This window comes from Pseudomonas sp. B3(2017) (assembly GCF_002113595.1).
GTDB lineage: Bacteria > Pseudomonadota > Gammaproteobacteria > Pseudomonadales > Pseudomonadaceae > Aquipseudomonas > Aquipseudomonas ekonensis.
The window spans coordinates 1-24,018 of the sequence record NZ_NEIU01000013.1 but is presented as its reverse complement, the minus strand read 5'-3'; the positions used below and the strand labels follow the sequence as shown (position 1 = coordinate 24,018).

Below are 24,018 nucleotides of genomic sequence, written 5' to 3'. Positions count from 1 at the left end.
TCATTGAAATATAAGGAATTGATTCTGGCTTTATGGGGATGTGAGGTTTTTTGTCTCTGTTTGGAGATTTCTGGTGATTGGAAGGGCCCCATCGCCAGCAGGCTGGCTCCCACAGAGGACTCGGTTGAATGCAGAACCTGTGTTCACCCCGGAACCCTGTGGAGCCAGCCAATAGCCCCAGTCAAATCACCAAAGAATCCTGTGGGAGCCAGCCTGCTGGCGATAGCGCCAGTCAATTCACCACAGAACCAGGGCAAGCCCCGTGTCCCTGGGCCTGACAAAAATCCCTGTGGGAGTTGCGGTGCGACGACTCGACTTGCCTGCGATACTTCTGCACTTCTCTATCAGGAGACACAAGTCTCTCTAGTGAGACTCGGCAATCCCCAACGCCACCATTTTCTTGTACAGCGTCGACCGCCCCAGCCCCAGCCGCTGCGCCGCCTCGACCACCTTGCCCCCGCATTGCGCGAGGGTGGCCTGGATCAGCTGCCGGTCAAACCGCTCGCGGGCCTGGCTGAAGGTCTCGTGGGTCAGCGGCTCAGGCACCGGAGACGGCCCGCGCTCGACCGGCACAAACGTGCCGATCGCCGCCCGGATGTCATCGGCCGTGAGCACCAGGGCGTCGCTGAGCAGCGCCGCCCGTTCCAGCACGTTGCGCAGTTCGCGGATGTTGCCCGGCCAGGCGTGCTGCCCCAGCAGCTCCAGCGCCTGGCGGTCGAGTTCGTGCTGGCTGCGCAGGTCTTCCAGGATCGCCTCGCTGAGCGCCGGCAAGTCGTCGAGGCGCTCGCGCAACGGCGGGACATGGATCGGCAGCACGTTGAGGCGGTAATACAGGTCGGCCCGGAACTCGCCGCGCTTGATCGCCGCCTCCAGGTCGGTGGACGTGGCGGCGATCACCCGCACATCGCTCTGGATCACGTCGTTGGAGCCGACCGGCTCGAACTCCTTTTCCTGCAGCACCCGCAGCAGCTTGCTTTGCAGCGGCAGCGGCATGTCGCCGATCTCGTCGAGGAACAGCGTGCCGCCCTGGGCGATCTGCAATTTGCCGGTGCGGCCCTTGCGGTCGGCGCCGGTGAACGCGCCGGGGGCGGTGCCGAAGAACTCCGCCTCCAGCAGCGCCTCCGGGATCGCCGCGCTGTTGATGCTGACGAACGCCTTGTGCGCCCGGGGCGAGGCGCTGTGGATCGCCTGGGCCAGCAGCTCCTTGCCGGAGCCGGTTTCGCCCAGCAGCAGGACGGGCGATTCGGCGCTGGCGCTGCGCCGGGCCCGCCGTTTGACTTCCAGGCTGGCGGCGCTGGTGCCGATGAAGTGGGCGAAGTTGTATTTGGTCTGGCGTGCCCGCAGCAGCGAGCGGGTCGAGGCCAACTCCTCCTGCAGGCTCAGGTAGCGCTTGAGCATCGGCGACAGGCTGCGCAACTCGTCGAACAGGGCGAAGCCGATGGCGCCGATCACCGCGCCGGCGTTGTCGTGGATCGGCAGGCGCATCACCACCAGGGGCTCCTTGGGCGTGTCCTGCATGTCCAGCAGGATCGGCCGCCCGGTGCGCACCACCTCGCGCAGCAGGCTGCCGGGGATCACGCTCTCGCAGGGCTTGCCGATGGCGCCGGCGGCGGACGCCAGGCCGAAGCGGCGGGCATAGCGCTCGTTCATCCAGACGATGTTGGCGTCGCGGTCGACGATCACCGTGCCTTCGCTGGACTGCTCGATGATCTCGAACAGCGAGCGGATCGCCAGGGAGCGCACCCGTTGGTAGTCCTTGAGGTTTTCGCTGGTGTTCATGGGGCGGATCCTGAATGTGTGTGGCCGCAGCGGCCCCGCACCCCCAGGCGCAGTGAAGCACTCTGTGGGAGCGAGCCTGCTCGCGATGAATGCGACACGGTGCACCTGATCACTGAGGATGTGCCGCCGCCAGCAACTCCTTGGTGTACGGATGCTGCGGCGACTCGAACACCTCATGGCTGGCGCCGCGCTCGACCACCTTGCCGTCCTTGATCACGATCATGTCGTGGGCCAGGGCCTTGACCACCGCCAGGTCGTGGCTGATGAACAGGTAGGTGAGGCCGTGCTTTTCCTGAAGCTGGCGGAGCAGGGCGACCACTTGTTTCTGCACGGTGCGGTCGAGGGCCGAGGTCGGCTCGTCGAGCAGGATCAGTGCCGGCTTGAGCACCAGCGCCCGAGCGATGGCGATGCGCTGGCGCTGGCCGCCGGAGAACTCGTGGGGGTAGCGGTGGCGGCTCTCGGGATCCAGGCCCACCTCCTTGAGCACGCGGATCACCTGTTCGTCGCACTCCAGGGCGCTGGACTCGCAGTGCACTTCCAGGCCTTCGCTGATGATCTGCGCCACGGACATCCTCGGGCTCAGGCTGCCGAACGGATCCTGGAACACCACCTGCATCTGCCGGCGCCAGGGCCGCAACTGTTTCTGGTTGAGGCCATCGAGCGGTTCGCCCTGAAAGCGGATGGCACCTTCGGAGTCGAGCAGGCGCAGGATCGCCTGGCCGAGGGTGGACTTGCCGGAGCCCGACTCGCCGACGATGCCCAGGGTCTTGCCGCGCTGGATGTTGAGGCTGATGCCATCCACCGCGCGCAGGTATCTCTTGCGTTGGAACAAACCGCCGCCCACCGCAAAGTCCACCCGCAGGTTGTCCACTTCCAGCACATTCTCACGCTCATCCCGAGGCAAAGCCTCGCCTTCGGGTTCGGCGTTGAGCAACACGCAGCTGTAGGGATGCTGCGGCGCGGTGAACAGGGTTTCGCACGGTGCCTGCTCGACGATCTGCCCGGCCTTCATCACGCACACGCGCTGGGCGATGCTGCGCACCAGGTTGAGGTCGTGGCTGATCAGCAGCAGCGACATGCCCAGGCGCTGCTGCAGGGATTTGAGCAGCAGCAGGATCTTGCGCTGCACGGTCACGTCGAGGGCGGTGGTGGGCTCGTCGGCGATCAGCAGCTCCGGCTCGCAGGCCAGGGCCATGGCGATCATCACCCGTTGCCGTTGGCCGCCGGACAACTGGTGAGGATAGGCCTTGAGCCGTTCCTCGGGTTTCTGGATGCCCACCAGCTCCAGCAGTTCGAGAATGCGCGCCCGGGCCGCCTTGCCGCCCAGGCCCCGGTGCAGCAGCAGGGTTTCGCCGATCTGCTTCTCGATCGTGTGCAAAGGGTTGAGCGAGGTCATTGGCTCCTGAAAGATCATGGCGATGCGGTTGCCCCGCAGATCGCGCAGGGCAGCGGGCTCGGCGCCGACCAGCTCGCGGCCGCGGTAGCGGATGCTGCCGGTGGTGAGGGCTTCGCCTTCGGGGAGCAGCTGCAGGATCGAGTGGGCGGTCACCGACTTGCCCGAGCCCGACTCGCCCACCAGGGCCAGGCACTCGCCGGGGCGGATGTCCAGGCACAGGTCGCGCACCACGGTCTGGCCGCCGAAGGCGACATTGAGGTCACGGATTTCGATCAGGTTGTCAGTCATTTCAGGATCCGCCTCAGGCGCGTGGGTCGAAGGCATCACGCAGTGCCTCGCCGATGAACACCAGCAGTGAAAGGATCAGCGCCAGGGTGAAGAACGCCGTCAGGCCGAGCCACGGCGCTTGCAGGTTCTGCTTGCCTTGGCCGATCAATTCGCCCAGCGAGGCGCTGCCGGCGGGCATGCCGAAACCCAGGAAATCCAGCGCCGTGAGGGTCGAGATCGCCCCGGTCAGGATGAACGGCAGGTAGCTCAAGGTCGCGTTCATCGCGTTGGGCAGGATGTGCCGGAAGATCACCTTGCGGTCGCTCAGGCCCAGTGCCCGTGCGGCCTTGACGTATTCCAGGTTGCGCCCGCGCAGGAACTCGGCGCGCACCACATCCACCAGCGCCAGCCACGAGAACAGCGCCATGATCCCCAGCAGCCACCAGAAGTTCGGCTCGACGAAGCCCGACAGGATGATCAGCAGGTACAGCACCGGAAGCCCCGACCAGACCTCCAGCAGCCGCTGCCCGAGCAAGTCGACCCAGCCGCCGTAGTAACCCTGCAAGGCACCGGCGGCGATGCCGATCAGTGCGCTGACGAAAGTCAGCATCAAGGCGAACAGGATCGACACCCGCGCGCCGAAGATCACCCGGGCCAGCACGTCCCGCGCCTGGTCGTCGGTGCCCAGCCAGTTGACCGTCGTCGGCGGGCTGGGGGCCGGTTTGTTGAGGTCGTAGTTGGGCGTGTCGTCGCTGAACGGGATCGGCGGGAACAGCAGCCAGCCGCCGTCCTTGCGGATGAGTTGCTGCACATAGTCGCTGCGGTAGTCGGCCTGGAACGGCAGTTGGCCGCCGAACTCCTGTTCGGTGTGGCGCTTGAACACCGGGAAGTACCATTGGCCCTGATAGCTGACGACCAGCGGCTTGTCGTTGGCGATCAGTTCGCCGCCCAGGCTCAAGACGAACAGGCCGACGAACAGCCACAGCGACCACCAGCCCCGGCGGTTTTTCTTGAACCGTTGGAAACGGCGGCGCCCCAGAGGCGAGAGCTCGAACATCAGGCGTTCCTCGCGGCGAAGTCGATGCGCGGATCGACGAGGGTGTAGCACAGGTCGCCGACCAGTTTTATCAGCAGGCCGAACAGGGTGAAGATGAACAGCGAGCCGAACACCACCGGGTAGTCCCGCGACACCGCCGCCTCATAACTCATGCGGCCCAGGCCGTCGAGGGAGAAGATCACCTCGATCAGCAGGGAGCCGGCGAAGAACACACTGATGAACGCCTGGGGGATCCCCGACACCACCAGCAGCATCGCGTTGCGGAACACGTGCCCGTACAGCACCCGGCGCTCGCTCAGGCCCTTGGCCCGTGCGGTGACCACGTACTGGCGGGTGATTTCGTTGAGGAACGAGTTCTTGGTCAGAATCGTCAGGGTGGCGAACCCGCCGATCACCAGCGCCGTCACCGGCAGCACCAGGTGCCAGAAGTAGTCGGCGACCTTGCCCAAGGTGGACAGCGACTCGAAATTGTCCGAGACCAGCCCGCGCACCGGGAACCAGTTCAGCGACGTGCCGCCGGCGAACACCACGATCAGGAACATCGCGAACAGGAACGCCGGCATCGCATAGCCGATGATGATCGCGGTGCTGCTCCAGATGTCGAAATGGCTGCCGTGGTGCACCGCCTTGCGGATGCCCAGCGGAATCGACACAAGGTAAGTGATCAGCGTCGCCCACAGGCCGAGGGAAATGGTCACCGGCATCTTCTGCAGGATCAGGTCGGTGACCGTGGCGCCGCGGAAGAAGCTCTTGCCGAAATCCAGCTGCGCGTAGTTCTTGAGCATCAGCCACAGGCGCTCATGGGCCGGCTTGTCGAAGCCGTACTGTTTTTCGATGTCCTTGATCAGTTGCGGATCCAGGCCGCGGCTGGCCCGGGACGTGCCGCTCATGGTTTCGCCGGAGCCGCCGCCGACCGCGGCGCCGCCGATGCCCTGCAAGTGGGCGATGGCTTGTTCCACCGGGCCGCCGGGGGCGGCCTGGATGATCACGAAATTCACCAGCAGGATGATCACCAGGGTCGGGATGATCAGCAGCAGGCGCCGCAGTATGTAAGCCCACATCAGTGCGGCCCTCCGGGTCTGCCACGGCTGATCTTCTCAGCGGTCATCTCTTGGTTGGTCAACGGCGTGCGGCTGATTTCCCACCAGCTCTCGATGGCCTCGTCGTTGCTGGCCTGCACGGTGGGAATGCCGAAACGGTTCCACCACACCGTGGAGGTGCCGGGCGGGTAATAGTTGGGTATCCAGTAGTAGTTCCATTGCAGCACCCGATCCAGCGCATGGGCGTAGCGCAGCATGTCGGCCTGGGTCGAGGCGCGGATCAGGCCGTTGATCAGGGTGTCCACCGCCGGGTTCTTCAGTGCCATGTAGTTGTTCGCGCCGGGGTCGTTGGCCGACGCCGAGCCGAAATAGTTGAGCAGCTCGCCGCCCGGCGACGTGGTGACCGGGTAACCGGTGACGATCATGTCGTAGTCACGGCTCATCAGGCGGTTGACGTACTGCGAAGAGTCGATGCGGCGGATGCTGAGGTCGATGCCGATCTGCTTCAGCGTGCGCTTGTACGGCAGCAGCAGGCGGTCCATGCCGTTCTGGCTGACCAGGAAGGTGAACGCCAGCGGTTCGCCCTGGGCGTTGACCAACTGGTCGCCGTCCGGTTTCCAGCCGGCCTGCTCCAGCAGTTCCAGCGCCTGGAGCTGCTTGTCGCGGATCAGGCCGCTGCCGTCGGTCTTCGGCGCTTCGAAGACCTGGGTGAACACCTCGTCGGGAATCTGCCCGCGCAGCGGTTCGAGGATCTTCAGCTCGGCGGCGTCCGGCAGTTCGCGGGCGGCCAGGTCGGTGTTGGAGAAGTAGCTCTGCTGGCGGATGTACAGGTTGCGCATCATCTGCCGGTTGCTCCACTCGAAGTCCCAGAGCATGGCCAGCGCCTGACGCACGCGGCGGTCCTGGAACACCGGCTTCTGCAGGTTGAACACGAAGCCTTGGGCCGATTGCGGCGCCTCGGTGGCCAGGTGGGCCTTTTGCAGGCGGCCGTCGCTCAGGGCCGGGCTGTCGTAGCCGATGGAATAGCCAGTGGCGGAGAACTCGCGGTTGTAGTCGTAGGCGCCGCCGCGCAGCACTTGGCGGGCGACGTCGGTGTCGCCGAAGTATTCGATGCTGAAGTGATCGAAGTTGTAGAGCCCGCGACTCACGGGCAAGTCCTTGCCCCACCAGTCGGGATTGCGCTCGAAGGTGATGCTGCGCCCGGAATCGACCTTGCCGACCCGGTACGGGCCGCTGCCCAGCGGCGGCTCGTATCCGCCGCCGCCGGCGAAGTCGCGGCTCTTCCACCAATGCTGCGGAAACACCGGCAGGGTGGCGATGTCCAGCGGCAGGGTGCGGTTTTCGTTGCTCTTGAAATCGAAACGCACGGTCAGCGGCGCTTCGACCTCGACGCCTTTGACGTCGGCGAACTGGGTGCGGTAGCGCAGGCTGCCCTGGGTCATCAGCAGGTCGTAGGTGTAGCGCACGTCTTCGGCGGTGATCGCCTGGCCGTCGGCGAAGCGCGCCTTGGGGTTGATGAAGAAGCGCAGGGACAGGCCGTCCTCCGAGCGTTCCATCTGTTGCGCGACCAGTCCGTAGACGGTGTAGGGCTCGTCCAGCGAGCGCTGGGCCAGCGGCGAATAGAGCAGACCGTCGATCTGGGTGACGCCGATGCCTTTGTCGATGTACGGCAGGACATGGTCGAAGTGGCCGATCTCGATGGCCGAGCGGCGCATCGTCCCGCCCTTGGGCGCCTGCGGGTTGGCGTAGTCGAAGTGACTGAAGCCGGCGGGGTACTTGGCCGGTTCGCCATAGACGGTGAGCGCGTGTTGCGGTGCGGCGTCCACACCGGCGGCACCCAGCAGCAGGGCCACGGCAGTGAACATCAAAGTGGGGAAAGCCAGTCGCATTGTCAGCCTTAGAGCCGGGTGATCGATAAGCGCCAGTTGTACGCGAGCGACGGGCCAGTCGCCAGCCGTATCGCACAACCGAAACGCAACGGCCCACCGAAGGGCGGGCCGTTGCACTGCAGACCGGACGGTGGATCAGTCCTGACGGCTGGTGACTTCCAGCAGGTGGTAGCCGAACTGGGTCTTCACCGGGCCTTGCACGGTGTTGACCGGTGCGCTGAACACCACGGTGTCGAATTCCTTGACCATCTGGCCCGGGCCGAACGAGCCCAGGTTGCCGCCGTCGCGGCTGGACGGGCAGGTGGAGTTCTTCTTGGCCACTTCGGCGAAATCGGCGCCGTTTTCGATCTCGGCCTTGAGTTCGTTGCACTTGGCTTCGGTGGAAACCAGGATGTGGCGGGCGGTGGCTCGGGCCATGGGTAACTCTCCAATCAAATCGATAAAGGGTGGAGCCTACCGGATTCGACGGGCGATTTCTCGGCAATGTTCCATCCGGCTGTCCGGTGCCTGGGTGTCAAAGGTTAGCCGGTTGCGGACCGATTGCCTGTCGGGCAGGCGGCGGGAGCGGAATCGGCGCGACCTGAGTGGGATGAGAGCGCGTAGGAGGGTTCATCCCTTCTTGAGGCTTGAGTCGGAACAATTGGAAATCTTTTGCCCGGTTTGCTCGATCTCGCCAGCGGATGCCTACCGTGCGTGGCGGCAGTTTCCGGACGCCGTATCGAAAAGCCCCGACATCTCTTTTGTTCCGGACAGCGTTCAATAGGCGGTACACGACGCTTTATCGCAAAGCGGTCAATCCAAGGAGTGGATCGGTAAATGAACATGAATGAATCAACCCTCACGTGTGGCGCGGCCCCGACCTTGCCGGCGCCCTCGGTCGCCCACCTGAATGACGGCATGCTCGATCCGGCCTGGAACAAGGCCGTCGTCACGGTGGCGGCTTACCCCGGCATGGCCAACGGCGACAGGCTGGTGCTGCACTGGAGCGGCCTGGACGCCGAAGGCGTTCCCGAGGGGCACTCCCAGATCCGCCATGTCAGCCGGCAACAGGTGGGGTGCGACGTGGTGTTCGTCATCAAGGGGGACTGCATCGCCGCGCTGGAGGGCGGCAGCGCGCAGGTGCACTGGACGCTTCACCGCGCCCGGCACGGTGAGACGGTCTCGTCCGAGCGGCTGCCGTTGCTCATCGGCGAGCCGCAAGGCGGGCTGCTTGCGCCGATCGTCGAGGAAGCCGTCGGTGGTGCCCTCGATCCTGATCGGGTGCCCGAGGGAACCCCCGTCACGATTCGCCCATACCCCGCCATGGCCGAAGGCGACTGCATTCAGCTGTCCTGGCAAGGTGAAACGGGGCAGGTGGAGGACACCTTGACCGTAGCGCCGGCTTCAGTGGGGGCACCGCTTTCTCTGTGGATCGCCCATGACAGGATCGCAGCGTCCTTGGGCGAGGAGGTCACCGTCAGTTACCGGGTAGAACAGAAGCAGGGAAAGGTTAGACAGTCGGAGACGACCCGGATCAAGGTCGCGCCGTTGGTGCGGGAACCGCTGGCCGCTCCACAGGTGGTGGGCGCCGAAGGCGGTGTGCTTGACGTGGACCAGACCCTTGACGGCATCACTGTGGTGATCGGCAACGCACAGGCCGAAAACGGTGAGCTGGTGTACCTGCGATGCGACGGTGAACGCTTCAACCATCGCGACTATCGGGAAATCACCCCGGAAACGGCCTGGCAGTCCTTGGACTTCATCGTGCCGTACCGGTTCTGGAGAGAACATCGAGGCACCGTGGTGCGTGTTTCCTACTCGGTCGAACGGCTGGACGATGTCAGTCAAGAGTCTGAGGTGGCGTGGGTGCAGATCAGCGCGTAGCCGGGCGTGGGCACAGGCCTTCCGGTTCATGGCGATCCGGAAGGCTGTCGTTGCCGGTCTACGCCTGATTGCGCAAACGTTCTGCGGCCTGCAGCAGAAGCTGTTCCGTTGGGATGAAGCCCAAGCAACCGTCAGTGATCGAAACGCCGTAACGCAAGGTTCCGCTCAAGGGTTGGCAGCCGTCGAACAAATGGGACTCCAGCATCATGCCGATCAATGCGCGGTTGCCTTGCAGGCGCTGTTCGAGCACGTCGTTGAACACGGCGGGTTGACGCAGGGGATCCTTGCCGCTGTTGGCGTGGCTGCAATCGACCATGATCCGGCCCGAAACCGGCTGGCGGGCCAGGGCAGTCTGGATGTCGGCAACGCTGTCGCGGTCGAAGTTCGGCCCTTTGTGGCCTCCGCGAAGCACCAGGTGGGTGTCGGGATTGCCTGGGGTCTGGACGACGGCCGGGTGGCCCTGGCTGTCGATGCCGAAATGCCGGTGACCATGGGCGGCGGAACGCATGGCATCCACGGCGATGGCGACGCCGCCGTCCGTGCCGTTCTTGAAGCCGACCGGCATGGGCAGGCCGCTGACCATCTCCCGGTGGATCTGCGATTCGGTGGTGCGTGCGCCGATGGCGGCCCAGCTGAGCAGGTCGTCGAAGTAGCCGGCGGCCATGGGCTGCAGCAATTCGGTGGCGATGGGCAGGCCCAGGCGGATCATCTCCAGCATCAGTTCGCGCGAGAGCGTCAGGCCGCCGGCCATGTCGTCGCTGCCGTCCAGGCGCGGATCGTAGGCCAGGCCTTTCCAGCCGACCGTGGTACGGGGCTTTTCGACGTAGGCGCGCATCACCAGCAGCATCTGGTCGCTGACATCGTGGCTCAAACGGGCGAGCTTTTCGGCGTATTCGAGGGCGGAGCGGGGATCGTGAATCGAGCAGGGCCCGACAATGACCAGCAAACGGTGGTCTTCACCGTCGAGAATGGCACGGATCGCCTGGCGGTGGGCGGCGACTTGTTGGCTCAGGACATTGCCGAGGGGCAACTGCTGCTTGAGCTGCAACGAGGTGGGCAGGCGCAGGGTCAGCGATTCGTTGGCGGAATCGAGGGTGGACAGCGGCAACGCAGAAACGGACGAGTTCATATTCAAGCTTCCTGGGCGAGTGGCGGGTGCTTCCCGCGCTCTCGTCCCTACTGGGGTGTTCGACAAGGGGCCGTATTGGCTTCGAGTGTGTGCTTGCCACCTTGGGGTGACCGATCGGAGGCGGCAGGCTGTCCCGAGCGGAGGCTGGTAAATCGCCAGGCGGTAAAACTGTCGTAGCGGTAATAGGTGGCGTAGTTCATGTCGTGATTCCTCAAAAGTGTCTGGTGTGTCGCGGAAAAAGGTTTGGGCCTGAAAAACAAAACCCCCGGTCGGGAGGCCGACCGGGGGTTGAGAATTCTCTGGTGGGCGACCCGTTCATATGGGCGCCATGTGGGTATCAGGCGCGCCAGTGGCTAAACCAATACCCAAAATAAAAACCGGCCGGAGCGCAGACGTCAGCCGACCGGGCAGCGGCAACCGAGCGCAGGGCGCTGGCGGTGTCGAGCTGGGAAGGGACGTTGAACATGGTGTGTCTCCGTTAGGTTGGGGCCGAGCTTACTAGAGGCCTGTGCGGCTCAGCAATCAGAAATTGCTATCGCAGGTTCCGTCAGTCTCTATCGCTTGAGTGCAGTCGATGTTGTGACACACTCTGGCATCGAGCCAATCCCCAAGGACAAACCATGTCAGATCTGACGATCGCCGCCGCCCAGTCCGTTTCCGTGAAAGGCGATCTGTGCGCCAACATTGCGCGCCACTGCGGCTTCATCCGGCAGGCCGCCGATCAGGGCGTGGAGTTGCTGGTCTTTCCGGAGCTGTCGCTCACCGGGTACGAGGGCGCGCTGGCCGCCGGGCTGGCCGTCGATCCCCAGGACGCCGTGCTGCAACCGTTGCGCGATCTCGCCCGCGAGCTGAGGGTGACCGCGGTGGTCGGCATGCCGATTCGGCTGCAGCCGCACGGTCCGGTGCTGATCGGCGCCTTGGTGCTGGGTGCTGACGGTTCGCTGGGCATCTACGGCAAGCAGCACCTGCATACGGGCGAGGATCGCTATTTCGCGCCGGGCCAGGGCGGTGCGGCATTGACGATCGGCGGCGAGACCGTCGCGCTGGCCGTCTGCGCCGACTTCACCCATGCCAGCCATGCTGCAACGGCCCGACGGCTGGGCGCGCAGTGTTATGCCGCCGGGGTGCTGATCAGCGAAAAGGGCTATGGGCCCGACAGTGCCATGTTGCAAAGCTACGCCCGTGAGCATGGGATGACGGTGCTGATGGCCAACCATGGCGGCGAGACCGGCGGATGGCAGTCGGCCGGGCGCAGCGCCATCTGGGCCGAAGATGGCGCCCTGGTCGTTGCGGCGCCCGGTGCCGGAAGCTGCCTGGTCGTCGCCCGGCGCCGGGCCGGCGTATGGCAAGGGCAGGTCACCGCTGTGCCGGAGGTCTGAATGGCGTTTGAGCGACGGCCGGCAAGCCCCGCCGATCTGGCGTTCGCCCGGGAACTCACCTGCCGGAACATGCTGCGTTACTACATTCAGTACGATCTGCTGTGGCAGGACGAAGGGTTCGACGCGGGCTGGGCGGGGCGTGAGAGCTGGCTGATCGTGCATGACGGGGTGACATCCGGCTTTTTCAGCCTGAGCCGCGATGCGCGGGCGATCTATATTCGTGAGTTGCAGGTTGCCGAAGCCCACCGCCGCCAGGGCGCCGGCGCCTGGGCAATCGGTCAGGTTGCTGCGATGGCGCGTCAGGAACGGCGCCCGGCCGTGCGCCTGACCGTGTTCAAGAGCAATCCGGCCCGGAACTTGTATGAAAGACAGGGATTTGCCGTGCAGGGCGAGGACGAGTGTTTCCTGCGGATGGAATTGGATCCGAGTACGCTTGTGCTCTGAAACGCAGGCCCGGCAAGGGCTGGATGAAAAATTGAAACTTTTTATCTTCGGCTTTTCGCTAGGTCTGTCCGGTACTTTTTTGCTAAGGTGTCCGGCAACTCAATAAGACCGTTTCGCGAGGTGTCTGCTTGATTAGGGTGCTAGTGGTCGATGACCATGATCTCGTTCGTACAGGCATTACACGGATGCTGGCCGATATCGATGGCCTGCAGGTGGTTGGCCAGGCCGAGTCCGGGGAAGAGTCCCTGATCAAGGCCCGGGAACTGAAGCCCGATGTGGTGCTGATGGACGTCAAGATGCCCGGCATCGGCGGCCTGGAAGCCACGCGCAAGCTGCTGCGCAGCCATCCGGACATCAAGGTGGTCGCGGTGACCGTGTGCGAGGAAGACCCGTTTCCGACGCGGTTGCTCCAGGCAGGGGCCGCCGGTTACCTGACCAAGGGCGCGGGCCTTGCGGAAATGGTGCAGGCCATTCGCCTGGTGTTCGCCGGTCAGCGCTACATCAGCCCGCAGATTGCCCAGCAACTGGCGATCAAGTCCTTTCAGCCCACCAACGACTCGCCGTTCGACGCCCTGTCCGAGCGTGAGATCCAGATCGCGTTGATGATCGTCGGTTGTCAGAAGGTTCAGATCATTTCCGACAAACTGTGCCTGTCGCCCAAAACCGTCAACACCTACCGTTACCGCATCTTCGAGAAGCTTTCGATCAGCAGCGATGTCGAGCTGACGCTGCTGGCGGTTCGTCACGGCATGGTGGACGCCAGCCTCTGACCATGGCCGACCCATTCGATTCCGGCGCCTTCCTGTCGACCGTCAGCGGGCGCCCCGGCGTGTACCGCATGTTCGACAGCGACGCGCGCCTGCTGTACGTCGGCAAGGCCAAGAACCTGAAAAAGCGCTTGGCCAGCTATTTCCGCAAGACCGGCCTCGCACCGAAGACCGCTGCGCTGGTGGGCCGCATCGCCCAGGTCGAGACGACCATCACCGCCAACGAAACCGAGGCGCTGCTGCTTGAGCAGACGCTGATCAAGGAATGGCGGCCGCCGTACAACATCCTGTTGCGCGACGACAAGTCCTATCCCTACGTGTTCCTGTCGGACGGCCCGTTTCCGCGGCTGAGCATCCATCGCGGCGCCAAGAAGGCCAAGGGCAAGTACTTCGGCCCCTATCCCAGCGCCGGCGCGATCCGCGAAAGCCTCAGCCTGCTGCAGAAGACGTTCTTCGTCCGTCAGTGCGAGGACAGCTACTACAAAAACCGCACCCGTCCGTGCCTGCAGTACCAGATCAAACGTTGCAAGGCACCTTGCGTCGGGCTGGTCGAGCCGCAGGTGTACGCCGAAGACGTGCGCCACTCGGTGATGTTCCTTGAAGGGCGCAGCCATGCGTTGACCAATGAGCTGTCCACGGCGATGGAAGAGGCGGCGATCAATCTGGAGTTCGAACATGCGGCCGAGCTGCGTGACCAGATAGCGCTGCTGCGCCGGGTTCAGGACCAGCAGAGCATGGAGGGCGGCACCGGCGACATCGATGTCATCGCCGCCTTCGTCAACCCGGGCGGCGCATGCGTGCACCTGATCAGCGTGCGGGGCGGGCGGGTGCTGGGCAGCAAGAACTTCTTTCCCCAGGTCGGGATCGAGGAGGATGTCTCCGAGGTCATGTCGGCGTTCCTGGGCCAGTATTTCATCAGCAGCCCGGAGCGCGACCTGCCGAGCGAGCTGATCGTCAATGTGATGCACGACGACTTCCCGGCGCTGATCGAGGCGATCCACACGCTGCGCGGCCGGGAGCTGACCATCAGCCACCGTGTGCGCGGCACGCGGGCGCGCTGGCAGCAACTGGCGGTGACCAACGCGGAGCAGGCCCTGGGCGCGAGGCTGGCCAACCGGCAGCATGTCGCCGCACGCTTCGAGGCCTTGGCCGACGTGCTGAACCTAGACGAACCGCCGCAGCGCCTGGAGTGCTACGACATCAGCCATTCCAGCGGCGAGGCCACCGTCGCCTCCTGCGTGGTGTTCGGCCCCGAGGGGGCGATCAAGTCGGACTACCGGCGCTACAACATCGAAGGCGTGACGGCCGGTGACGACTATGCCGCCATGCACCAGGCCCTGACCCGGCGCTTCAGCAAGCTGAAGGACGGGGAGGGCAAGCTGCCGGACATCCTGCTGGTGGACGGCGGCAAGGGGCAGCTGTCGATGGCCCGCGATGTGCTCAACGAACTGGCTGTGCCGGACCTGATCCTGCTCGGGGTGGCCAAGGGTGCGACCCGCAAGGCGGGTTTCGAGACTTTGTATCTGAATGATGCCGCGCATGAGTTCACCTTGCGCGGCGACTCGCCGGCGCTGCACCTGATCCAGCAGATCCGCGACGAGGCCCACCGGTTCGCGATCACCGGCCACCGGGCCCGGCGCGGCAAGGCCCGGCGCACCTCGACGCTGGAAGGCGTCGTCGGGGTGGGGCCGACCCGCCGCCGCGACTTGCTGAAACATTTTGGTGGATTGCAGGAGCTGTCTCGTGCAAGCATCGAAGAAATCGCCAAAGCACCGGGCATCAGCAAAAAGCTTGCAGAGTCGATTTATGCGAACCTGCATAGTGAGTAATATGCCCATTCACCTCGTAGCCAGTTGTGTCGATGAATATCCCGAACCTGATCACCGTACTCCGCGTCCTGCTCATCCCGATCTTCATTCTGCTGTTCTATTTGCCTTACCAGTGGAGCTACCTGGCCTCGAGCTCGGTGTTCGCCTTCGCTGCGGCAACCGACTGGCTTGACGGGTACCTGGCTCGCCGCCTGAAGCAAAGCACACCGTTCGGGGCGTTCCTCGATCCGGTGGCCGACAAGCTCATGGTGGCGGTAGCCCTGGTGCTGCTGGTGCAGGAACACGGCAACTTCTGGCTGACGCTGCCGGCCGCCGTCATCATCGGCCGCGAAATCGTCGTCTCGGCACTGCGCGAGTGGATGGCGGAACTGGGCGCCCGCGCCCATGTCGCCGTCTCGAACCTGGGCAAATGGAAAACCGCCGCGCAGATGCTCGCGCTGGTGATCCTGCTGGCCAACCCGAAGGACTTCAGCTTCTGGGTCCTGCTGGGCTATGCGTTGCTGATGGTCTCCGCCGGCCTGACGCTGTGGTCGATGGTTCAGTACCTGCGGGCTGCCTGGCCGCACCTGAAGACCGATGTGGAAAAAAAATAAAACTTTTTTGAATCAAAGGGTTGACGGCGCTTCTTAAATCTATAGAATGCGCCACACCAAGCGGGAATAGCTCAGTTGGTAGAGCACGACCTTGCCAAGGTCGGGGTCGCGAGTTCGAGTCTCGTTTCCCGCTCCAATTTGTACACGTTTGTTGTTGTGCTACTAGACAGCAAATGTTTTGAGGCCGAGTAGCAAAATGGTTATGCAGTGGATTGCAAATCCACCTACGCCGGTTCGATTCCGACCTCGGCCTCCACTTTAAATAAGCTCCGTAGATCCATGATTTACGGAGCTTTTTTATTTTCAGCCCTGGCAACATTCAGACCTGAAAACGGCTTATGCCAACTTGCTTCACAGGGAAGTGATGTATATATTTCCCCGTCTGCTGTGCAACCGCTCTTTCTGCCGAACCGGGAGAAGGGCAAAGACGCAGAGCGACACAGCGCTACCGCCCGAATGGCGAAACTGGTAGACGCATGGGACTTAAAATCCCCCGCTCGTAAGGGCGTGCCGGTTCGATTCCGGCTTCGGGCACCACACAAATCAAAGGCTTGCGTGAGATTTCTCACGCAAGCCTTTTTGTTTTTGTTCCGCAAAAAAGAACGTGTTTCCACAATTCACTTCGTAAGCCTGACTTTTTCCGGCTGCCAGGCTGTGGACATCATTCGCCAACGATCGCTTCAAAAATACCCATGTGGTCGCACTCCGCCGACGTAGCCGATGCGCATTGGGTATGAATGTACCAGACTACCTTGCCCGTTAAAGCGTAAGTATTTGATTCCCATCCTCTGCATCGATCCGTTGAGATCTGGCACATCGCTTGCTTTTTATCATCTGACTTGGTCGGTTGATCATGTTCGGCAACTCCGTAACCACAGAGCATGCATAGACAAAGGGGACAATATCGTGCGCGACAATGGCAACTCTCAATCCGGCTTTGATGTGTCCGTCCTGGGCCTTGGGGCTATGGGGAGGATTATGGTGCGGGCGTTTCTCAAGCAAGGGAAACGCGTGGCGGTCTGGAATCGTTCGCCAGGCAAGGCTGAGACGCTCGTCGCCGCCGGCGCCCACCTCTGTGAGTCTGCAGAAGCCGCCCTGGCGGCGAGCCCTGTTGCAGTGCTCGTGCTTTTGGACGACGCCGCAGTACACGAGCTTCTTGGGGCGGATGGCATGAGTCGTGCGCTCGACAACCGTACGATCGTCAACTTCTCAACGGGCTCGAGAGAGGACGGCCTGTCGCTTCAGGCACTCGTCAATCGCGCGGGCGGCCGTTACGTCAAAGGCATGATCGTGGCGTATCCGCGCAATGTCGGGAATCCCGAAAGCTATTGCATCTACACCGGCGAGCATGATGCTTTCGAGCAACACCGAGAGTTACTGAAAGCGCTCAGCGGAAACGCGGTGTTTCTTCCCTGGGACGAAGCGCTGGCGTTTGCGACCATGCTCCACGCGTACTCATTTGCCGCGATGGTCGCCTTTTACGAAGCCGTAGGCGCGAGCCGGCCTTTTGGAATGTCCGCCGCGAAGACGGCTCGGCTTCTGTCCGATGCTTCGCGGTTTTTCGTCTCCGATGCGCTTTCAGACGCAGTGCGCCGGATCGAGGAGCAAGATTTCGCGGGCGATCAGGCGACGCTCGATGTGCACGTAGGCGCGTTCGGGTACATTGCCGAGTCTATGCACGCGTGCGGTGCCCGTACCCCGGTCTTCGACGCTGTGTGTCAACTGGCCCAGCGCGCGCAATCCATGGGGCATGGCGACCAGGACGTATCGGCCATCACCCTATCATTCATGGCCGAGGCTGTCGACTGAGCCCCTGGTGGCTCGGCAGGAGGCTTGAGTCGGAGAAGGGTACATGGCCATGACGGGATGACCGGGAAATGGCCATGTCTCCATCATTTGCCGGCGCCTATCCAACCGGAGGGAAACGATCATGCACAGGGTCATCAGGCAAGCGTTACCGGGCGATCTGGAGAGCCTCTACCGCCTCGATCCGCTGGCGGCAAGCGATGCCGGCCGCCGCGCATTGATCGAAACGGCCGTGGGCTCGTCCGAGTGCTGGGTTGCCCTCGGATCCCATGATGCGAGCGCTCCGGTTGGCTATGGCTGCCTGAACCGGGGCTTCTTCGGGCAATGGTTCATTTCGCTGGTGATGGTTTCCGGCGCCCACCGGCGCTCCGGGGTTGGGCGGCAGATCGTGGCCCATTTGGAGCGCATCACAGGCGCTGAGAAGATCTTCACGTCAACCAATGCGTCGAACGGCCCCATGCGCCAGTTGTTGGCGCAGTCCGGGTTTCAGGCGAGCGGCGTCGTCGAGAATCTCGATCCGGGCGACCCGGAACTGATTTTTGTGAAGCTCCTGAGCCGCTGATCGCTCATCTATTCCATCGCCTGCGCCAACCCTTGGTCTTCACCCAGGAACCCACCGCTCTGATGCTGCCAAAGCCGGGCATAGATGCCGTTCCGCTCGAGCAGTTCGGCGTGGGTGCCTTGTTCGACGATACGTCCCTCGTCCATGACAATCAGGCGATCCATGGCCGCGATGGTGGACAGCCGGTGGGCGATGGCGATGACGGTCTTGCCCTGCATCATCTCGTCGAGGCTTTCCTGGATGGCGACTTCGACTTCCGAATCCAGGGCGCTCGTGGCCTCGTCGAGCAACAGGATCGGGGCGTTCTTCAGCATCACGCGGGCAATTGCGATGCGCTGGCGCTGGCCGCCGGACAGCTTGATGCCGCGCTCGCCCACCAGTGTGTCGTAGCCGGTGTGGCCTTGCCGGTCGCTCAGCTGGCGGATGAAACCATCGGCCTGGGCGTTGGCGGCGGCCAGGCGGATTTGCTCATCGGTCGCGTCCGGGCGGCCGTAGGCGATGTTGTCGCGGATGGAGCGATGGAGCAGGGAGGTGTCTTGCGTGACCATGCCGATGGCGCTGCGCAGGCTGTCCTGGGTGACCTTGGCGATGTTCTGCCCGTCGATGCGGATTTCGCCGCTGTCGACGTCATGGAAACGCAGCAGCAGATTGATCAGCGTGGACTTGCCGGCGCCGGAGCGGCCCACCAGGCCGATCTTTTCGCCGGGACGGATGCTCAGGCTCAATCCGTCGAACACCTGGCGCTCGCCGTTGTAGGTGAAACGCACCTTGTCGAAGGTCACCGCGCCGCCGAAGGGCACCAGCACGCCGGCGTTCGGCGCATCTTGCACCTTAGGTCCGCGGGTCAGGGTGGCCATGCCGTCTTGAACGGTGCCGATGTTTTCGAACAGCGACGTCATTTGCCACATGATCCAATGCGACATGCCATTGATGCGCAACGCCATGGCGGTGATGGCGGCGACCGCCCCGGTGCCGACCTCGCCGTGGTGCCACAGCCACAGCGAATAACCGCCGGCGCCGAGTATCAGCGCCACCACCAACGCCTGGTTGACGATCTCGAACTGGCTGACCAGGCGCATTTGGCGAAACCCGGTCTGCTTGAAGTCCTCCATCGCCGCGCGGGCGAAATGGGCCTCCCGTTTGGAGTGGGAGAACAGCTTGACGGTGGTGATGTTGCTGTAGGCGTCCGAAACCCGTCCTGTCATCGAAGACCGGGCATGGGCCTGCTCCTGTCCGACTTGCCCCAGGCGCGGCACGAAATACAGCATGGCCAGCCCGAACAGGGCCACCCACGCGATGAACGGCAGCATGAGCTTGAGATCGAAGCCGCCGGCCAGGGCGATGATCGCAATGAAGTAGACCCCGATGCCGGGGGCGATTTCGATGACGGTGAACAAGACTTCCCGCACGGACAACGCCGTCTGCATCACCTTGGTCGTGACACGGCCGGCGAACTCATCGGCGAAGAATGAAAGGCTCTGGCGCAGCATCAGCCGGTGGAAGTCCCAGCGCAGTCTCAGCGGCAGATTGATCGCCAGTATCTGGTGCTGCACCATCGTGCGCAGGGCCACCAGCCCGACGCTGGTGAGCAGCACGATGCCGATGCCCCACAGCACTTGCGTTTCCTGGTCGCTCACCGCGCCGCCGGCCTGCCAGGTGGCGAGCAGATCCACCACTTGCCCGAGGAAGGCAAACAGCCAAGCCTCGTACACCGACACGCCGGCGCTCAGCAGGGCGAGCGCAAGGACATAACCCCGGGCGCCGCGCGTGCAGGCCCACAGGAAACGGGCCAGCCCTACCGGCGGAGGCGGTGCCTCATCGGGCGGAAAAGGATCCAGCATTCGTTCAAACACGCGAAGCATTGTGGCCTCCGAAGGCGTCAAGATGAGGGGATTGTGCCACTGCGCGGTGGTCTTGAGGGTAGACGGTCAAGAACGGATGCCAAGGGATCGGCGTTGCGCCGATGCAGGGCCCTGGCCTCATGAGAGCATGGAATCGTCGTCCGGCAACCTGCCGGGCGTGACGGACAACTGACCGGCCAGGTCGAGCATCTGCAGCAGCCGGTAGGCGTCATAGGGGGCCCGCACCTTGATGTCATTGTCGAAATAGCAGAAGACATCCCGCGACCTGCGCCGCCTGCCTGCCTTGTGCTGCACCAGCCGGGCATCGTCGGGCTGCTTTCCCTGACGCCAGAGATCGATTCGTTCACTCCAGCGCTTCAGGGCCTTTTCCGAATACCCGCTGCTGTAAAGCTTCTTGTCGCCATGCAGTCGCAGATACACGAAGTCGCCGGTCAGGTCTTCGATGCAGGGCCACTTGCCGGCGGTGTCGGCCACCACCAGCGCAACGCCATGCCGGCGTAACAGGTCAATGAAGGCCGGGGACAGGAAACTGTCGTTGCGGATTTCCACCGCGTGGCGCATGGCCAATCCGGCGGTGCTCTCCAGGTAGCCTTCTTTGTGCAGGCGTTCCTGGCTGTGTTTCGCCAGGCGCTTGGCGGCGTTGCTGGTGTGGGGCAATTGCCGGAGAAATTCGTCGAACAGGGTTTCGTCGAACTTGAAGCTGGGCGGAAACTGCCACAAGATCGGCCCCAGCTTACGGCGCAGCGCGAGCACACCTGACGCAAAGAAGTTGGCCAAAGGCTCTTCGATGTCCCGCAGGCGTTTGACGTGGGTGATGAAGCGGGGCGCCTTGACGCTGAACACGAAGCCGTCCGGGGTCTGCTGCGCCCATTGCGCGTACCGCTCGGGCGTTTGCAGGGCATAGAACGAGCCGTTGATTTCGATGCTGTTGACGGCCCGCGAAGCGTAGGCGAGTTCTTTCCTTTGAATAAGGCCTTCGGGATAGAAATCGCCTCGCCAAGGGGCATAGCGCCAGTCTGATAGGCCGATGCGCACATCACTGCCCATCCTCAGCCCCCTTTGCTGCCGGATCGTCCTGGACGATGACGGAGCGTTCGCGACTTAGGCTCATGCCGCAACGTGCTCGGTGGCCATCTCTTTCTTGAGCTTGCCTTTCAGGGTTTCCATCTCCACGCCCAGCTCATCCAGCGCGGCTTTGCCCAGAAGTTTTCTGGCCTGGGGAAACATTTCCTTTTCCTCTTCTTCGATGTGATGCTCCAGCAGCTCGCGCACCACCTTCACTCGGCCGGCGAATTCGGGCGTTCCTGGGTCGGTGGCTTTGAGGTCGGGCAACACCAGGCTATCGACGGTGCGGTGTTCCTCCTTGGCTTCGAAATACATCACGTCCTGTTCTTTGCTGCCGGCCTGCTTGAAGGCCGGATAGAGGATGTCCTCTTCCAGGCGCGTATGGATGGAGATTTCCGTCTCCAGTTTGCTCAGCAGTTCGGTGCGTTTTTTCAAGGCCCGCTCCGTCGATTCGCTCAAGCGAGCGAGGATGTCCTTGACGCGTTCGTGGTCGGCTTTAAGGAGGTCGATGGCGTTCATGGCGCTTACCCTATGGTGGTGGATGGATCACAGGCGTGATTGCTGATTCATCGCACAGGGCGTGCCAAACCGGCGCTGAGGAAAGCGGCAAGCGAATCAGTGGGTTGCAGGCTCCAGTCGCAAAGGGCCTTCATGCAGCCTGCATGAAACGCGGCGAACGGGCATTGCAGATTACGGACGCTGAGCGGCCGCCCGCTTCATTTGAACGAAGGCAGCGTACGCACATGCCCGCCGGCATCGGCAGAGGCCACGGCTGGATAGGCAATCAGCGAACCGGGCGTTGCGGTTTCCGCGATGAACCGCCTGCAAGGGCCGAAGAGCGCGGAACGTTCCTCCGGCAGGCAGGTGGGCAAGTACGTGCGCAGCACCCTCGGATCGTAAAAGCGGAACACCAGCGGGTTGCCTGTGAAATCCTCGACCTTGAGCAAGGTTCGAAAGTGGCGTCGTAGCTGGCGAAGGGATATGTCTGCCGGCGCAACGACAAAATAGCCCCAACTGGCTCCCCAGCCGGCATCCAGCAGTGCGCCGGTGAACGGCTGGTGCGGATCGAGATGAACCAGGTAGGGGGCGACGGCGGACAGCGCCGGTTCGAGCTTGCCGGCATACAGGCAGGTGAATTCCGCCCCGCTTGAACGGACCATGGGTTCGATCCGTTCGTCTCGGCCACCGTCGAGCAAGGCGTAGACCTGCGGTGCGCCGGGGTGAACGCCCTCGTGCCACAACTCGCCCATCAGCCATGTCATCAGACCCAGATCCAACTCAGGCAGGGCGTTGGTCATGAGCAGACCTCACAGAAAGGCGTGCCGTTTTCGGCCGCACGCTTGAGGGTCAGGGCCTGGCTGTTCTGGCGTTGAAGGCGGGCCTGCTTGCGTTCGGCGATCGTGGGGGCAGGTACAGACGCCTCGGGCGGCCCGGCAACCGTGGCGGGCTTCAACAGTTGCCCGTTTTTATCCCGGTCCGCGGCCCACGGGATGACGGGCGCCAGGATCGCAATCCCGCTCCCCACCCCCGGCGCCCCGCCGGTATTGGCCTTCACCTCGGCCCCGCTGATGGTCACCCCACCCGCATCCACCTTCACGAAACTGCCGCCGGCCTTGGCCGTCAGCTCCATGCCGCCCTCGACCACGACCTTCTCGCCGGCGTGGTAGTGGATCTCGCTACCGGCCTCGACGAACTGCCCGGTGCCGACCTTCACGTGTTGGGTCACTGCGACGGTGAGGTGGTCGTCGGCGCGCATTTCACTGATGCGATTCAGATGAGTGATGCGGTGCTCCTCGACCTTGAATTCGCTGTAGGCGTTGGCCTCGACGGTGTCGTGCCGTTCGTTGCCGATGCGGATCCGTTGGTCGTGCTCGATGTTCTCGTCCCAGTCGCGCTGGGCGTGCAGGTAGATCTGCTCGGCGCCCTTGCGGTCCTCGATGCGCAGCTCGTTGTAGCCCTTGCCGCCGGGGGAGCTGAGGGTCTTGAAGGTGCTGCGGGTCTTGTTCGCGGGCAGGTCGTAGGGGACGACGTTTTCCTTGTGGTACAGGCAACCGGTGACCAGCGGCTGGTCGGGGTCGCCCTCAAGGAAAGTGACCAGCACCTCCATGCCCACGCGCGGGATGGCGATGCCGCCGTAGGCCGCGCCGGCCCAGCCGCTGGCCACGCGCAGCCAGCAGGTGGTCTTGTCGTCGGCCTGGCCGTCGCGGTCCCAGTGGAACTGCACCTTGATCCGCCCGTAGGGGTCGCAGTGGATCTCCTCGCCGGCGGGGCCGGTGACGACGGCGGTCTGGCTGCCGAGCACGCGGGGCTTGGGGTGTTCGAGGGCCGGGCGGTAGTGGGCGTCCCACGGGGTGGCGAGGAAGGTGTTGCGGTAGCCCTGGTGGAAGTCGTCCTTGCCGTCGGTGACGTCGCTGGTGACGTTCTCGCCCAGCACCTGCGGCTGCTTGCCCTCGTGGATGACCTCCAGCAGCAGCCAGAGGTCGTTCCACTCGGCGCGCGGGTGCTCGGCCAGGGTGAGGAAGTGGCCGCAGGCCAGGGTCGGCTCGTCGCCCTTGCCCTCGGCCAGGGCGTAGTCGCTGCGGTGGCGTTCCAGGGCACGGGTGGCCAACTGCTTGCCGCGCTCGCGGGCGGTGAAGCGGCCGGGGTAGTCGTAGTCCTCAAGGTCCGGCATGAACGCCGACTTGGCGGCGGCCTCGGGCAGGATCTTGGGCTTCTCGAAGTCGTAGTCGCGGCGGGCGACGCGGCTGGTGCGGGTCTCCAGGCGCAGGTTGAAGCGCTTGATGACCGGCTTGTCGGCGGCCATGCCGGAGTCCTGCTGGTAGCTGACCGGCTTGAGCTTGCGGAACACGGTCTGGTCGTCGCCGAACACCAGCTTGTGGCCGCTTGCGCTGTGCTGGAAATGGAAGTGGATGCCTTCCTCCTCGCACAGGCGCTGGATGAAGTGCAGGTCGGACTCGTCGTACTGCACGCAGTAGTCGCGCTCGGGGTACTCGGCGCCGAGCTGGAAGCTGTAGGCGTCGGCGAGGATGCCGCGGTCCTCCAGGACGCGTGCGATGATCTTGGGCACGGAAAGCTGCTGGAAGATCTGCTGGTCGTGGTTGTGGCGCAGGTAGGCGAGCTGCGGCACCAAGCTCAGGCTGTAGCGGGTAAGGGTGCGGCCGGAGTCGCCCTGCTCGATGCGGTACACCAGGCCGTGGATCTTGCCCTCGCCGGTGGCGCCGAAGGTGAGGACGCCGGGCTTGTGCAGCAGCTCTTCGAGGGCGAGGTCGGGGCGGGCGCTGACCAGTTCGA

20 protein-coding genes and 3 tRNA genes are annotated in these 24,018 nt (G+C 63.7%); 11 read left to right on the top strand and 12 right to left on the bottom strand.

Translation table 11 applies throughout. The annotated features are described in order from the left end of the window. Window positions 1–363: 363 nt before the first annotated feature. From CAG33_RS18760 to CAG33_RS18735, 6 genes are all read right to left on the bottom strand, one after another. The gene (locus CAG33_RS18760; protein ID WP_085582542.1) at window positions 364–1,779 is read right to left on the bottom strand and encodes a sigma-54-dependent Fis family transcriptional regulator; all 1,416 of its coding nucleotides are present in this window, start codon (window positions 1,777–1,779) and stop codon (window positions 364–366) included. A gap of 109 nt (window positions 1,780–1,888) precedes the next feature. Then, window positions 1,889–3,463, bottom strand: coding sequence for an ABC transporter ATP-binding protein (locus CAG33_RS18755; protein ID WP_085582544.1), 1,575 nt, complete (start codon window positions 3,461–3,463; stop codon window positions 1,889–1,891). 13 nt (window positions 3,464–3,476) lie between these two features. Continuing rightward, window positions 3,477–4,499 carry an ABC transporter permease gene (locus tag CAG33_RS18750; protein WP_085582547.1) on the bottom strand — a complete coding sequence of 341 codons (1,023 nt, stop codon included), beginning with the start codon at window positions 4,497–4,499 and terminating at the stop codon, window positions 3,477–3,479. After that, the gene (locus tag CAG33_RS18745) at window positions 4,499–5,560 is read right to left on the bottom strand and encodes a microcin C ABC transporter permease YejB (RefSeq protein ID WP_085582549.1); all 1,062 of its coding nucleotides are present in this window, start codon (window positions 5,558–5,560) and stop codon (window positions 4,499–4,501) included. Before CAG33_RS18745 ends, CAG33_RS18750 begins: the two co-directional genes overlap by 1 nt. After that, window positions 5,560–7,428, bottom strand: a complete 1,869-nt coding sequence (locus tag CAG33_RS18740) for an extracellular solute-binding protein (protein WP_085639993.1) — start codon at window positions 7,426–7,428, stop codon at window positions 5,560–5,562. Before CAG33_RS18740 ends, CAG33_RS18745 begins: the two co-directional genes overlap by 1 nt. A 135-nt stretch (window positions 7,429–7,563) precedes the next feature. Continuing rightward, window positions 7,564–7,845: a peptidylprolyl isomerase gene (locus CAG33_RS18735; RefSeq protein ID WP_085632715.1), complete on the bottom strand. Its 282-nt coding sequence runs from the start codon at window positions 7,843–7,845 to the stop codon at window positions 7,564–7,566. 399 nt (window positions 7,846–8,244) lie between these two features. Between CAG33_RS18735 and CAG33_RS18730 the strand changes: the two genes are divergently transcribed. Continuing rightward, entirely contained in the window at window positions 8,245–9,291 is a 1,047-nt protein-coding gene (locus CAG33_RS18730) for a hypothetical protein (RefSeq protein WP_085639990.1), read from the top strand. 58 nt (window positions 9,292–9,349) lie between these two features. Here CAG33_RS18730 and CAG33_RS18725 read toward each other — a convergent pair whose 3' ends face one another. Next, window positions 9,350–10,420, bottom strand: coding sequence for a 3-deoxy-7-phosphoheptulonate synthase (locus CAG33_RS18725; protein WP_085639987.1), 1,071 nt, complete (start codon window positions 10,418–10,420; stop codon window positions 9,350–9,352). Between the two features lie 620 nt (window positions 10,421–11,040). On the opposite strand from CAG33_RS18725, the gene CAG33_RS18715 reads away from it, so the two are divergent. From CAG33_RS18715 to CAG33_RS18670, 10 genes are all read left to right on the top strand, one after another. After that, window positions 11,041–11,799, top strand: a complete 759-nt coding sequence (locus tag CAG33_RS18715; RefSeq protein WP_085582560.1) for a carbon-nitrogen hydrolase family protein — start codon at window positions 11,041–11,043, stop codon at window positions 11,797–11,799. After that, window positions 11,800–12,243: an N-acetyltransferase gene (locus CAG33_RS18710; protein WP_085639984.1), complete on the top strand. Its 444-nt coding sequence runs from the start codon at window positions 11,800–11,802 to the stop codon at window positions 12,241–12,243. A 128-nt stretch (window positions 12,244–12,371) separates the two neighbouring features. Next, the gene (gene uvrY / locus CAG33_RS18705) at window positions 12,372–13,013 is read left to right on the top strand and encodes a UvrY/SirA/GacA family response regulator transcription factor (RefSeq protein WP_085582564.1); all 642 of its coding nucleotides are present in this window, start codon (window positions 12,372–12,374) and stop codon (window positions 13,011–13,013) included. 2 nt (window positions 13,014–13,015) lie between these two features. After that, window positions 13,016–14,839, top strand: a complete 1,824-nt coding sequence (gene uvrC, locus CAG33_RS18700; RefSeq protein ID WP_085639981.1) for an excinuclease ABC subunit UvrC — start codon at window positions 13,016–13,018, stop codon at window positions 14,837–14,839. A 32-nt stretch (window positions 14,840–14,871) separates the two neighbouring features. Further along, on the top strand, window positions 14,872–15,432 hold the full coding sequence (gene pgsA / locus CAG33_RS18695; RefSeq protein WP_085582590.1) for a CDP-diacylglycerol--glycerol-3-phosphate 3-phosphatidyltransferase: 561 nt from the start codon (window positions 14,872–14,874) through the stop codon (window positions 15,430–15,432). 60 nt (window positions 15,433–15,492) lie between these two features. After that, window positions 15,493–15,568: transfer RNA gene (locus tag CAG33_RS18690), tRNA-Gly, on the top strand. A 46-nt stretch (window positions 15,569–15,614) separates the two neighbouring features. Next, window positions 15,615–15,688 (top strand) — tRNA-Cys (locus CAG33_RS18685). A 194-nt stretch (window positions 15,689–15,882) separates the two neighbouring features. Beyond that, window positions 15,883–15,969: transfer RNA gene (locus tag CAG33_RS18680), tRNA-Leu, on the top strand. Window positions 15,970–16,338: 369 nt separating this feature from the next. After that, window positions 16,339–17,241 carry an NAD(P)-dependent oxidoreductase gene (locus CAG33_RS18675; RefSeq protein WP_256576746.1) on the top strand — a complete coding sequence of 301 codons (903 nt, stop codon included), beginning with the start codon at window positions 16,339–16,341 and terminating at the stop codon, window positions 17,239–17,241. A gap of 121 nt (window positions 17,242–17,362) precedes the next feature. Further along, window positions 17,363–17,800, top strand: a complete 438-nt coding sequence (locus CAG33_RS18670; protein WP_085639978.1) for a GNAT family N-acetyltransferase — start codon at window positions 17,363–17,365, stop codon at window positions 17,798–17,800. A gap of 8 nt (window positions 17,801–17,808) precedes the next feature. On the opposite strand, the gene CAG33_RS18665 is transcribed toward CAG33_RS18670, so the two are convergent. The 5 genes from CAG33_RS18665 to CAG33_RS18645 form a co-directional block, all read right to left on the bottom strand. Continuing rightward, entirely contained in the window at window positions 17,809–19,662 is a 1,854-nt protein-coding gene (locus CAG33_RS18665; RefSeq protein WP_085639974.1) for an ABC transporter ATP-binding protein, read from the bottom strand. 117 nt (window positions 19,663–19,779) lie between these two features. After that, window positions 19,780–20,709, bottom strand: coding sequence for a DUF72 domain-containing protein (locus CAG33_RS18660; protein WP_085639971.1), 930 nt, complete (start codon window positions 20,707–20,709; stop codon window positions 19,780–19,782). Between the two features lie 60 nt (window positions 20,710–20,769). Next, a complete protein-coding gene (locus CAG33_RS18655) occupies window positions 20,770–21,246 on the bottom strand; it encodes a hemerythrin domain-containing protein (protein WP_085639967.1) in 477 nt (158 codons plus the stop codon). A 197-nt stretch (window positions 21,247–21,443) separates the two neighbouring features. Further along, complete coding sequence (locus CAG33_RS18650) at window positions 21,444–22,025, bottom strand: DUF4123 domain-containing protein (protein WP_085639964.1); 582 nt, start codon at window positions 22,023–22,025, stop codon at window positions 21,444–21,446. Continuing rightward, on the bottom strand, window positions 22,022–24,018 hold a 1,997-nt coding region (locus CAG33_RS18645), incomplete at its 5' end, for a type VI secretion system tip protein VgrG (protein ID WP_085639961.1). The genes CAG33_RS18650 and CAG33_RS18645, both read right to left, overlap by 4 nt.